At 60.3% G+C, this 11,787-nt stretch carries 11 protein-coding genes; 4 read left to right on the top strand and 7 right to left on the bottom strand.

The annotated features are described in order from the left end of the window. The first annotated feature begins 367 nt into the window (after positions 1–367). Both V5E97_RS19245 and V5E97_RS19240 read left to right on the top strand, forming a co-directional pair. The gene (locus V5E97_RS19245) at positions 368–1,753 is read left to right on the top strand and encodes a hypothetical protein (protein ID WP_406700901.1); all 1,386 of its coding nucleotides are present in this window, start codon (positions 368–370) and stop codon (positions 1,751–1,753) included. 1,397 nt (positions 1,754–3,150) lie between these two features. After that, complete coding sequence (locus V5E97_RS19240) at positions 3,151–3,549, top strand: hypothetical protein (protein WP_406700900.1); 399 nt, start codon at positions 3,151–3,153, stop codon at positions 3,547–3,549. A 604-nt stretch (positions 3,550–4,153) separates the two neighbouring features. Here V5E97_RS19240 and V5E97_RS19235 read toward each other — a convergent pair. The 7 genes from V5E97_RS19235 to V5E97_RS19205 form a co-directional block, all read right to left on the bottom strand. Continuing rightward, complete coding sequence (locus tag V5E97_RS19235) at positions 4,154–4,591, bottom strand: hypothetical protein (RefSeq protein ID WP_406700899.1); 438 nt, start codon at positions 4,589–4,591, stop codon at positions 4,154–4,156. A 118-nt stretch (positions 4,592–4,709) separates the two neighbouring features. After that, entirely contained in the window at positions 4,710–5,216 is a 507-nt protein-coding gene (locus V5E97_RS19230) for a hypothetical protein (protein ID WP_406700898.1), read from the bottom strand. Positions 5,217–5,547: 331 nt separating this feature from the next. Next, a complete protein-coding gene (locus tag V5E97_RS19225) occupies positions 5,548–5,838 on the bottom strand; it encodes a hypothetical protein (protein WP_406700897.1) in 291 nt (96 codons plus the stop codon). A gap of 338 nt (positions 5,839–6,176) precedes the next feature. Continuing rightward, positions 6,177–6,530, bottom strand: a complete 354-nt coding sequence (tnpA, locus tag V5E97_RS19220; RefSeq protein ID WP_406700896.1) for an IS66 family insertion sequence element accessory protein TnpA — start codon at positions 6,528–6,530, stop codon at positions 6,177–6,179. Positions 6,531–6,675: 145 nt separating this feature from the next. Further along, on the bottom strand, positions 6,676–7,305 hold the full coding sequence (locus V5E97_RS19215; protein WP_406700895.1) for a hypothetical protein: 630 nt from the start codon (positions 7,303–7,305) through the stop codon (positions 6,676–6,678). A 472-nt stretch (positions 7,306–7,777) separates the two neighbouring features. Then, positions 7,778–9,439 (bottom strand): apolipoprotein N-acyltransferase, encoded by a 1,662-nt coding sequence (gene lnt, locus V5E97_RS19210; protein ID WP_406700894.1) that lies wholly within the window; start codon positions 9,437–9,439, stop codon positions 7,778–7,780. An 875-nt stretch (positions 9,440–10,314) separates the two neighbouring features. After that, positions 10,315–10,506 carry a DUF1559 family PulG-like putative transporter gene (locus V5E97_RS19205; RefSeq protein ID WP_406701184.1) on the bottom strand — a complete coding sequence of 64 codons (192 nt, stop codon included), beginning with the start codon at positions 10,504–10,506 and terminating at the stop codon, positions 10,315–10,317. Positions 10,507–10,972: 466 nt separating this feature from the next. Here V5E97_RS19205 and V5E97_RS19200 point away from each other — a divergent pair, with 466 nt between their 5' ends. Together V5E97_RS19200 and V5E97_RS19195 are read left to right on the top strand one after the other, a co-directional pair. Further along, a complete protein-coding gene (locus tag V5E97_RS19200) occupies positions 10,973–11,296 on the top strand; it encodes an ArsR/SmtB family transcription factor (RefSeq protein ID WP_406700893.1) in 324 nt (107 codons plus the stop codon). Further along, the gene (locus V5E97_RS19195) at positions 11,293–11,739 is read left to right on the top strand and encodes an SRPBCC family protein (protein WP_406700892.1); all 447 of its coding nucleotides are present in this window, start codon (positions 11,293–11,295) and stop codon (positions 11,737–11,739) included. The genes V5E97_RS19200 and V5E97_RS19195 overlap by 4 nt, the downstream gene beginning before the upstream one ends. The last annotated feature ends 48 nt before the right edge of the window (positions 11,740–11,787 follow it).

The following is an 11,787-nucleotide window of genomic DNA, read 5'->3' as shown; positions in this document are numbered from 1 at the left end:
GAGACGCCATCCCGCCTCCCGGTCATCTTGCCGACATCGTTTCGCTGGGCTGGGGAACTTATCCAGGCACGCCGTCTCTCACGTTACGTCTGGCCGCGTCACTCTGCTCGAGGGGCTCGGCTCATGCGGGCAAACCGGTCTTCGCGGACGGCGAGCTGTTCGATGTCCCGGAATGTATGGAACTTTTCAGCGGGATGAAGCGTCAAAATAGTCAGAGGACCCAACCTGGTCAAGGACTTCCGTAAGAGGATTCGGGTGAGAAGTCGAGTACCGCGGGGCGGTGGGGCACCGACATGAACGGCGCCTTTGATCGGGTGACCTCGGGACAGAGTATCTAAACCTCCAGACACATTCGAGGAAGGGCGCTGTGGTAGGATCGACCGATCAAGGCGGCCGGAGAGAGGCGGAACCAAGAGCCGATGCGCCTCGAGCGTCGACGTCCTGGTCGATACCGGAGATCCGGGTCGTCAAGGACGATCAGGGACGCTTGCGGATCGACCAAGCCGACCCCGCCACGTACGGTGCGTACGCCGCCCGTCAATTACTGGCGACCGCCGAAGCCGATCCGAGGTACAGGGATGGAATGACCAAACGTTCCTCGTCGCCCTCGATCAAAATCACCTATGTCGACGGCGTCGGCGAGATTCAAAGGATCGGCGTCCGAGAAATCTACTGCCGGATGGAAGGGGATGCGCTCGTCCTGACCCGATTCGAGAATGCGGATGGTGAAAAGGTAAAGGACCTGCCCATTGCAGTCCCCTCGTTCGACGAGTTGGACGAGGATGTGGACGACGTGGATCGGCTCCACGAGCTCGCCCTGGCCGAGCTCGGTGAGGTGCCGTTGCCGCCCGCCGAGATTGAACCTGAAGAAGAGCCGGCCCGGCCGGCGCCGGTTCGGGAGCGGCGGCTACCGACTGGGCCACTTCGGCAATATAACGAGGTGGCTGACCCGGCCCCGGGAGAGGGCCCGCTCAACACTCCACCGGCCTCTGAGCCGGCGCCACGCAGCCCATCAGTTACGCCGCCTGTCACAATGGCGACGAGTGCGACCGCCGGGCCCCCGGCTGGTTTGACGGTACGGGCGCTCGACGATGGCGAGGCGGCCTCACTGCGTGCGCTGATCGAAGCCAAGGCGGGACAGACGCGATGGGCCAACGGGCTCCTCATGCAGGCAGCGGAACGCCACCCGAGCGATCGAAGGCTGCAAAACGAGCACCTCGCGAACCTCCTGCGGGTCTCCCTCGATCTGGCGCGGGCCGAGTCCCGAACGCCGCTCGCCGTCGCATTACGCGGCATCATTGAAGAGGTGCATGCATACAAAACAGGTGTATTGGATCGCGATCCCTTCAAAGCGGAGAAGCTCGCACTCCAGCCCTTCGCGCGTACGGCGCTCGGCCCGACGCCGACGGACGACGGCCTGGTAAAGACTGTCTCCGGCACCTCTCAGAGAACTCCGGCCCAGGTTCTGGCGAAGCTCGAAGATCCGAAGCTCGCACGGGCCACCCGTGTGAAGCTTCTCCTCGAAGTCGTCCCCGAGCTGATCGAGTCCTGGCGACCGGACAAGGAGAGCACCCGTAGCGAGGCGGGCAACGAAAACAGCCCCACGATCGTGCGCAAGCTGTTCGCGGTGGCGAACGTTCAGCGTCAGGAGCGGAAGTTCATCGACAACGGCATGAGCTTCAGGAAGGCGGGTGAGCGGTACGCGGTACTCGAAGGTAAGTTGCCGAAGGCCTCGGCGACAGACGACTCATAAGCCGCTTCGAAACGTAAGGTTCGACGGACCGCGATACCGATGCCGTTGAATAAGAAGGGGGCATGGTGATTATTGACTTTCGTTGATAATTGCTGTGTCCCCGTCTCATTTCTCGTTCAAAATGCTCTCTCAAGGCCTGGTTGTGTTCGGACTTGGCGAAAGGCTGGTTGGCCAGGTCCATTTGAAGCATGGCGAAGTCGTTGGCTACGATCAGGACCACCTCCTCGGCAGTCCCGTCCGCACCTGCCTCCGCTGGCAAGCTTGAGGATTCCCCGCCCGTCCTCACCACTGTGAAGCCTTGTCACTCAGGACGAAGTTAGCCTGGCTTGGAGTTTCGCCTCCGCTAAGGTCATCGGGCGGGGGAACGCTCACCCGGTAATGAAGTAAGGAAAGACCGGTCACGGCCTTGGGCGGGCACCTGCACTCCTGGTGTACCAACTCATAGCCCGTCGTCTGGCGGGCAGTCAGGTGGAAGTGGAGCGAGTGGCCTGGTCCGTCGCTTTGCTGGCACTTGTTTGGGGGAGATGAAGCCTTAATTAGGCGAGGTAGACTGTTTGGGCTCGATATGGGATTCAGAGTGGAGCGACGATGTTCCACTTGCCAACGGTCGGCACTTTCAGCCCCGTGCTCGGCTGTCGCCATCTGCTCGGTACGCATCCCAAGGGGATCGAGATTCATGCGTACTTCGCAATCATTGCGTGCCTGTGATTCAGCCTGTGGGTGGGCCGCAAGCCGACGCTGCGGTCTTACGAGATGATCTGCCTGTATTTCGCGGGCTAGGCAATCCGAAATTGGCTAATCAAACATATTAGCAAATTGGAGGGCGAAGCCGTTTGACGCTTGCGGTTCGGCTCCCGAGCCCGCGGTGTTCGCCGCTGCGCGGTGGTTCGCGACACGCTCACATCGGTGGCTCGCCCCATGCCACTGAGGGGAGTTCCCCACGCCGCGGACGAGTCCATGATCGGGTCGAAATTCGCAGCGCTAACTGAGTGCCTAACACTATTGCTATGTTCCCCTGTCTGCCCTGTTCATAGAGGCGAACTGCAGCAAAACGGGCGGCCGACGAATCCGCGTCACGGTCGTGGCGGCCCCGGCGTAGTTCTTCCCAGAGGCGTGAAATCAGGCTTGAGGAGAAGAAGAGAGGGGTGGTCATGGAACCCCGACACGTCGCGTTCCACCCAGCTCTCCCCGCTCCATCCGGCGACGAGAGATGCGTGCGTGGGTTCACCTGCCTGAGAGTTGCCGCGAGCTGGAAACCCGCCTCTTCGGTATCGGCCCCAGCCCGAGACTGCGAATAGGTCCAGGAAAGGGGGCCAGTCGGTCTCACGAAACGGGGCATTCAGCCGGCTCTTTTGACCCCGTACCCTTTGGTCCTGATATCACCGGGAGATTCGGCAATGCGTAAGCTTCTTTGCAATATTAATTCGAAAGAAAAAGGTGATAATTCAGTGCTTTTTATTTACATTGGTATGGACGATGATGATAAACCCTTTTGGGAGTTTGTTGCTGGCACCGACTTTCGTCCGTTCGGGAACCCGCCTTTCACCGCAAAAAAAGGAGATTGGTGGTACAACCGCACCTCACGCACGTTGGATATCTACAGTGATGGCGGTAAGAATGGGAACACCCTCGAGTTCTCGCTGTCCGGTTTGTCCGATACCTTCTACCTGCACGTTTGCGGACCAGACAAGTTTGGCTCTGGCATCCGCTTCCCTAAGCATGAGATCGAGTACCGCATCGGCGGCAGCGGTACCTGCGAACAGCCTCAGCCAAAGCCACGCCCTCGGGGGCGATAAGATGTCTGACCTCGGACAGCAAGGTCGGAGATAGGTGTGATAGACACGACGCACTAGAGAGGGGAACAGATCAATTTTCTATTAATGGTGATGATTGCTATGTCGCCCCTTCTGCCCGTCAATGCTTGAGGCGTCACGGACCGCCGCGAGGAGATCGATGGCTCGTGATCGGTCGCTCTGGGGCTTGTTGAGTTCGGCGATAAACCAGTCCAACGGGCTGATCTTGCTTTCTAGCAGAGACCGAGAGGCATCGGTCCGCATGTGGTCCTCAGACCGAAGCTGGATAGGCTTCTTGCAACAAATGGGTGTGACCGATGATTGATGTTAAGAATTCAACGACCCGCAACAGCGCTTGGATCCCGGTGTTTTCGCGGGTCGCGCCAGAGGCTTGCAAACAAGCGTCAGGAACACTTAACTCCGCTCAGAACCTGACAAAAACAAGCCTTTGGAGATAGAGCGACTTCTATCGGGATCCAAGCGCTGTTGCGGATCGTTGTAAGAATTGCCGGAGCCGTGTCGGAAGAATTCGAATGGCTTCTCTCGAAACTTTTCGCACCTGTCAATCGTCGTTCATAGTTCACTGCTGGCGCACAAATCAATTTGCTCACTTCGGCGGAACGACTTTGTCGCGTGGTCGACCGTCGGGCACGGCTACCCCCGGCTCGATGACGAGGCTCTTCTTGGTTAGGTCGATGGTGAGCCACCGGGTTACGTCGTAGGGCGGAAATAGGCATGCCCACGGGATACTCGCGCGGGAAGCCACGGGGCCAGCGAGCAGGAGGGTGAACCCCCATAGCTCCTGCCAACCGCCCCGGCCCGCTTTGCCGATCCAGGCGCGCCCCTCGATCCGCGGCGATGGGTCGTCGAGGAGGTAGCGATCGGGGAGGAAGCCATCGCACCAGAGGCCGCGGAGTCGGCGGTCAGCAAACCCCTGCGTCTCCCCTTCGATGCGGAACTCAAGCATGAGCCAAAAGTTGGATTCATCCATGGTGGTCGGGCCGCGTAACTGAAGACAGGCGTTCGATTGCGTGACGGTGGTCATCGAGGTTGACCTGGAAGCTTTGGCTTAAAATCGAGGGCTTCCGGTGTGCTGCGTCGTCGAACCCCTTCATGGGGGGGCCTTCGAGGGCGCGTCAATGAGCGACTCGCCCTTAGACGCATCAAATCGGAATGGCGCGGTTCTCCACCGTCTCGATGGCGAAATACCCGTCTTGATCGAAGCCGACGACATGTCCCCAGGCGTAATGGGATGCAGTGCGCGGGAGCTTCGAGAGGTCGCCGATGACCTGACCAAGCGTGACCTTGTTCAGCAACTCCCCCCGAGCAAGAAAGTAGAGAATCACGTGCTCCTTGTCGTAATCGAGAGGGACCAGCCCCGACCAACCGGGGGGGGCGGCGACGAGATGCTCCCCGTCGTCGGCGAGCCAGGCGAAGCGGAGATAGCCGAGCATCGCCCAGGACTTGATGCCCTTACCGTCTGGGGTCGCCCGGTAAATGGTCGTAGTCCAGTCCTTCGGGTCTGTGATGGCGAAGAACCACCGGTTGTTCGACCAGATCGTCTGCCTCGCCGGAGGGGGTAAGGGCGAGTCGGCACGCCCCGGGCCTGAGACCAGGCCCACAGCGAGCGGAGCGCCGGCGGCCAGAAAGATTATGAACGCACGCCGCATAATCCATCTCCTCCCCACCGGGGCCGCCAAGGTAGGGATAGCATGGGTGATCTCTAGCCCACCCCTGACAGCTTCAGAGAGTCGCAAGTCGATCACCATCGTATCAGAAACGGCCATTCTGAAAAGGATATTCAGGCTTTACACTCCGACGCACCTGGGATGAGGTGTTCGGGCCGTTCGCGTGACTCCCAGGGCCGGAAAATGAGGCGGTCATTGACATCAATCAGCGGTCACACCCAGCGACGACCTTCGCAGACAGCTCGACGAGGCCCGCCCTTCCTTGCGGCAGATGTGGGACAATGGGACGCTCATTAATATCCATAAGAAAGAACTACTGCGTTCTTTGATTGATAAGGTCGTGCTGCATCGCCCCGCCGCGGACAAGTGCGAGGCCCGGATCATCTGGAAAGGTGGCGACTGGACGACGGCCTTGCTGGACCTGCCGGTCGTGACCTATGCGGAGATGGAGAAAGGCGAGGAGTTGATCGACGAAGTCGTGCGGCGGGCGCAGGCCGGGGAATCCGACCAGCAGATCGCCGCGGAGTTGACGGCCGCCGGCTATCATGCGCCGCTGAAGCGGCGTCTGGGCGTCGAGTCGGTGAGACGAATTCGGGAGAAACACGGCGTCTCTGCGCGTCGGACCGAATTCCAACGCCACGGCTTGCCGGGATGGATCAGCCTTGGCCAAGCGGTCAGGCGGCTGGGTGAGCACACGTCTTGGGCTTATTACTTGATCCGCCAAGGGCGGCTGCAGATCGAACGCGATCCGGAGATTGGCCTCTACCTGGTCCCGGACCGGAAAAAGCCACTCAAGGAGTTGAAGGAACTCTTGCGCGGCCAGCGATTCTCACTCATCGTGGAGCGGAGGTCATCATGTAGCACCATCGAAGCCCTTCCTCATGTCGACCGGCTGGGTGGCGACCCAGACCCGCACGCCCTCGGTGCCCGGGTTGGAGGTGATCACGCCGTCGCCTCCGCCGCCTCGAGGGCCCGGACCAGTTCGGCGACCCGCCCGGCCGTCATCGAGCCGGGCAGCCGCAACAGCCGGCCGCCCCGCAACTCGATGACGAGGCCCGCGTCCGACGCCGTTTCCCTCGGCCGGTCGTCGCGGACGATCACCGGGACGAACGCCGGCGGGGCCGCGGATCGATGGGCGTCGCGTTCCTGATACGTGCGTCGCCGCTCATAGAACGACGGCTCGCTGAGCCCGTGCCGCCGGCAGAACTCCCGCACCGACAGCCCGCTTTGGGCCTGCCGCCCGATGGCGTCCCGCCAGAAGGCTTCCTTCGTCGCATCGCGTTTCGTATTGGCCATCGCATCCCCATTTGTGGCGATGGACCAAGCTTGACGACTCACCCAGCCCAATTGAAGATGCACTTCGCGGAACGGACACGATCAATGCCTGAGAAGCACTAGGCGATATCACTCTCTTTGTCATTCGCCATAATCCAAGTCGAGTTCAATGCAGGGCGAGCCTCTGCTTGTCAGGCTTTGGGACACCAGCATCGGTCTCGATCAAAATAAGTTTGCCGTTTTGATAACGGTAAACCTCCTCCACATAGTCGTACACGAGAGATCGGCCGGCCGCCACTGTGCAAGGTCGTACATGAACCTTGGCGATCCAAACATTGTCAGCCAACTCATTCGCCTTGACGATCATCCCGTTCCAACCTGCCAGACGGACCCCGAATTTTTGCCAGTCGGGATTGGTGTTCAACCAGGCAAAGTGCGCAATTCTCGAAGGATATGGCGTACTGAGGCGTCTCAAAACCTCGGCAATGTTCTTCTGAAGCTCCTTCGAGCCTTCGGGGACATTCGGATCCGGAAAAAAGCTATTGAAAGGCTCGCGAGGCAGATCGACATTAGGAGACAGAGGGGGAGGAGGAAATGGATGTCTTAAGGGCACCTTCCTGCCATTCATCGAAGCAGATTTCTTCGACGATTCGATCTGAGCCGCTTTGGTCGGAGACTCGCCAGCAAACAGTGTTCGCCCTCCTCCGATGGATAGAGCGGCGACCATAAGTGCAAACTGGAGCGGGAAAGGCACACCAGGACGCACCGTTGGTTTATGGTCGATTGTCTTTGCCATTGCGGGAGGACTCCCAATTTAATGTAAATAAATGCGGATTTGTGTGATCGATTGTTCCGAGAGAACTAGAACGGGTCTCGGCCGCCGTTTGAGTCATCCGTTGGACCAGGGCCGGCGTGAGTTCGCGGGCGTCAAAGCCGAGCAGTACTCGCAAGGGGGAAAAAGGCCCGACGACATTTCGGGCACTCGCCGCGGACGAGTCCATGCTCGGGTCGAAATTCGCAGAGCAAACTGAGTTCTGAGCACAGATTGCTATGTCGCCATTTCTGCCTGCTCTCTAGCAAGCCTTTCCCCGAGAAACGGAGACGGCTGAACCGCTCATCTCCAGCACGGAGCCGTGGCCGCCCCATCCCGCAGGGATTGGGCGTGTCGTCATCGAGAGGGATCACGGTCAAGCGCACCCGATCCTCGGTTTCGTGCACGATCGCGCCGAGCTCGCGGTATTGAGGATCCTGGGACCGACTGCGAGCTCTCAGGGACGAGAGAGGCGAACTCGCCACATCCCGTTCGCATGGACGGTTACGCCGAAAGCGACAACCATCAGGGCCCACCAGGGCCCGTCGCCAATCCCGTAGGCATAAGCACTGCGATAGGTGAGTGGTGTCACTTGCGCCGTCGCGGTCCCCTCGGCGAAGGGAGGGATGGAGGCGATGGTCCGGCCGAGCGGGTCGACGACGCCGCTCAGGCCGGTGTTCGTGGCTCGAATCAGGAACCGTCGATTCTCGATCGCCCGGAAGGCGGCGATCAGGTGGTGCTGGCGGGGAGCCAGCGTGCGGCCGAACCAGGAGTCGGACGTGATATTGATCAGGAGCTCCGCCCCCTTCCGAGACGCATTGCGGGCCAGAGCAGGGACCGTGTCCTCATAGCAAATCAAAGGTGCGACCTTCAAGGTCGTTGCCGTCCCGTCCGGCCGTCGCATCGGGTAGGAGAAGACCCGGGTCTCCGTTCCGGCGCTGAAGACCCCGGCCTTGGCGTTCAACCCCTTGAGCCAAGGGAGGTACGAGGAGAAGGGGATGGATTCGCCGAATGGGATCAAGATTTGCTTGAAGTAAGGCCGCGGTACCGTGCCATCTGGGTAGACCGCGAAGGCGGCATTGTACCGCCGTTGATCCGGCAGGAAGGAATAGGAGCCGACGAGGAGAGCGGTACCGTCTCCGATCCACGGCAAGACCGGCGGGTGACCCACCTTGCCGATAGCGGCAGGGATGTAGGCCGGTACCGAACCCTCGGGCCAGACGACCAGGGAGCCGGGATGGGCGGCCTGGCAGCTCAGCGCGTAGATTCGGTCAAGGTTCTTCCGGGCCGAATCGAGGTCGCGCTTCTCGGCAAGGGAGGCGTTGCCCTGCACCACGATGACTTCCTGCGGCAGGCCCTGAGGCGCGGAGAAAGTACGCATCATCGCGACCCCATAGCCGATCGCCCACGCGAAGAGGATCACGGGCACGAGAAATGTCCTACGCCGCTCGCGGAAGACGACGATGCGGACGCTGACCTCCGCCAGCCAGAACATCAGGAACGAAACAGCCATCGCGCCGCCGATGCCGGCAATCTGCACGAACGGAGTGAAGGCGATCTGAGTATGCCCGAAGTGCCAAGGGAAGAGGCGGATCGTCAGAAGCTCGGCGATCACGATCGCGGTCGCCGAGCGCAAGGCCAGGGCGTCGAAAGCAGCGGGGAGTTGGTGATGAACCAGGGCGTAGACCAGGAAGAGGAGCGCGCCGAGGGCCACGAAAAGGGAGAAGATCAGCGCCGAGGTCAGCGAACCAAAACCTCCGAAGGCGGAAACTGTGCCGGCGACCCAGTAGAAGCCGATGAGGTGGCCGACGAGTCCGGCGGCAAACGCCGGCAGGTAGGCACGCCGCGCACGAACCGTGTAGACCAAGAGCAGCACGGCGATCCACCCGAGCACCGCGCTGAACCCGGTACCCGGCACCAACCATGCGCACGCGCTGGCGGCACCCCCCAGGACCGCGGTGAGATAGACCCGCAACGCGGAGGCCGTGCCCGCGCCTTCGGATTGCGGGCCGACCGAGGCCGAGCGTTTCAGTCGACTGGCGCGGTGGTCTCGCGACCGTACCGACGAATCCGTCATCTCAGGCAGAACCAGCGCCAAGAGGCCCGGTGCGAGATGCATGGACCACCTCCATCGAGGGTCGGGGACACGGCGACGGGACGCAACGCATAGCGAAGGGAGAACATCCAGGGCGGGTGATCGGGATCATAGGACTTGCCCGGCCGGGAGTCAATCTCGGTCGCACTCCAACCTGGTGAGCCTCATCTTCCACCACGGTCCCGTCGGGGAAAGTCATTGCTACCGGGCCTGCCACAAGATCAATGGTGCAGCTCCAGAGCACCATCACCGTCGAGGCGGAGTGGTTCACCCCCGAGGGCAATGTGACCCGGTACCATTTCCCGCCGATGACCGTGGCCCAGGTCGCGATTCGAGGGGAGATCGACCTCGAGCTTCTCGCATTGCGATCTCGGAAAAGGCGGATATAGCGATTGTCGATAAGTGTCGATGATTTTCGGTAGTCGCTATGCTCCCTTTTCTGCCTGCACTGTCATCGAGGATTGCAGCATCCCACCAGGACCAGTATCTCATGCCTAGCTCTAGCAAAAATGTATTAGTATGCATGTTAATAATGCATTATGTTTCACCATGTAAGCGAATCCGCTCTTCAAGGGGGAAGAACCCTCTCTCGATTCATCTCGTTCCCTGAAGAGTGAGGAGCCGAGTTTTTCACGAAACGATCTGGTCGTGCCGCCACCCATGCGCTCTCCTCAAAGACTTCCGATTCGGAGAGTTGGATTGCGGCATCCATCGCTTTTTTGGCAATTGTGAGCACTTGGCCTGCATTTCATGGGCACGTGGCGATGAAACGCAGTGTTCCCATGCCGCCTGGCATTTCGTTCTTCACCGGGTCACGCTGTAGTCGCTCAAGTTCCATTCTCATTCCAATCCCGTCTTTCCACTGCCTTGAATTCTTTAGGAGCCTGGCCACCGTCGCCCTACGGATCAGTGGCTACCCTCTTGCCTCCAGCGATCGTTGACGTTGCCTCGAAGACGCTCGGATCAGTCTCTTCCCCGACGAAGCGAACTGTCCCATCGGCGAACAGTACCATTGCTCCCTCCCGATGCAACCCGCCGAATTGACGACCTTTACCGACATAGGGCTCGCGGTCACGGTTGAGTCCCCTGATCGTCGAAGGACCGAGCGCCCTTCAAGGCCCATTCTCCCGAGCCGTTTCGATGACAGCCATCGTCGTGCCCATCCCATCTTTGATTTGGTCGATTCGGGTTCCTTCTCGAAGAGTATCGTAAAGAGAGCAACTGATGACTTATTTGTTTTGGCAAGAACAAGCCTCCTTGCTACAATTCTGATTCGCGGAGCATGAATTTATATAATGCGAATATTGGCGATTGATGATATATTCCTGGCCAGACATCCCTCGGAAAAAGGTTTCCCATCTCCTGAATGCCACTTTCTTGGACGGCGAAGCCGTCCGAATGGCCGTGATAGGGATGAAGTCCCGAAGGGCGGAGATACGGCTTCGCGGCTCCGTTCACGACAGCCCGGCCCGGTAGGGATTGCCCCTCCTCAACCGTTTTCCCTCCAGTGATCGCCCCGCTCTTGACGATCAATAACCCGCCAGCTATGGTTTGGCTATGCAAGCTGCACCGGACGAGCTCTTCAAGGCCCTCGGTGACCCGACACGCCGCGCCATCTTCGAACGCCTCGTCAGCGAGGGGGAGCAGACTGTGCGCGCGCTGACCGACCACGCCGGGATATCCCAACCGGCGGTATCGAAGCATCTGGGAGTCCTGAAGACCGTGGGCCTGGTACGCGACCGCCCCGAGGGCCGCCAGGTCCACTACAGTGCGGACCCGAAAGGCCTCGCCCCGCTCGTCGACTGGATGAAATTCTACGGCGCCTTCTGGACGGAGCGCGTCGATCGCCTCGAACAACTTCTGGAGAAAATGGACGAATGACGCCCATCGACAAGACCGCCCCATCGCAAACCGAATCCCTATCGTTTGAATTCGATTTACATCATTCGCCTGAGAAGGTGTGGCGCGCGCTCACCGATCCCGTACTGCTCGCGGAGTGGCTTCTGCCCGTCGTCGACCTCAAGCTCGAGCCGGGGGCGGCGTTCACGCTCAAGACGCAGCCGTACCCCGGATGGGACGGCACCGTGAACTGTCGGATCATCGAGATCGAAACGCAGAGCAAGCTCAGCTACTCCTGGGTTGTCGGCGACATGGCTCTGGATACCGTCGTGACGTTCACGCTCACCCCCACGGCGTCGGGCACGCACTTATCCCTCGTGCAGTCGGGCTTCAAGCCGGACCAGAAGCAGAACTTCGGCGGCGCTCGCTACGGCTGGAAGATGATGGGCGGGAAGCTCGTCGAGATGCTCGCGCGGATCCCGTGAGCCGGACGAATCTCGCGGCCGAAGTCGGTCACGAACGGCTCGTATGTG

The organism is Singulisphaera photorubra, from assembly GCF_045290345.1.
In the GTDB taxonomy this organism is placed as follows: domain Bacteria; phylum Planctomycetota; class Planctomycetia; order Isosphaerales; family Isosphaeraceae; genus Singulisphaera.
Note: the sequence above shows the minus strand (reverse complement) of the source record. Positions and strands in the feature narration are given on the sequence as shown.

Excerpts from the sequence above, each read along its gene's own strand:
- V5E97_RS19240 (WP_406700900.1), top strand. The coding sequence starts at position 3,151 with ATGCGTAAGCTTCTTTGCAATATTAATTCGAAAGAAAAAGGTGATAAT.
- V5E97_RS19235 (WP_406700899.1), bottom strand. The coding sequence starts at position 4,591 with ATGACCACCGTCACGCAATCGAACGCCTGTCTTCAGTTACGCGGCCCG.
- V5E97_RS19230 (WP_406700898.1), bottom strand. The coding sequence starts at position 5,216 with ATGCGGCGTGCGTTCATAATCTTTCTGGCCGCCGGCGCTCCGCTCGCT.
- tnpA (WP_406700896.1), bottom strand. The coding sequence starts at position 6,530 with ATGGCCAATACGAAACGCGATGCGACGAAGGAAGCCTTCTGGCGGGAC.
- V5E97_RS19215 (WP_406700895.1), bottom strand. The coding sequence starts at position 7,305 with ATGGCAAAGACAATCGACCATAAACCAACGGTGCGTCCTGGTGTGCCT.
- lnt (WP_406700894.1), bottom strand. The coding sequence starts at position 9,439 with ATGCATCTCGCACCGGGCCTCTTGGCGCTGGTTCTGCCTGAGATGACG.
- V5E97_RS19200 (WP_406700893.1), top strand. The coding sequence starts at position 10,973 with ATGCAAGCTGCACCGGACGAGCTCTTCAAGGCCCTCGGTGACCCGACA.
- V5E97_RS19195 (WP_406700892.1), top strand. The coding sequence starts at position 11,293 with ATGACGCCCATCGACAAGACCGCCCCATCGCAAACCGAATCCCTATCG.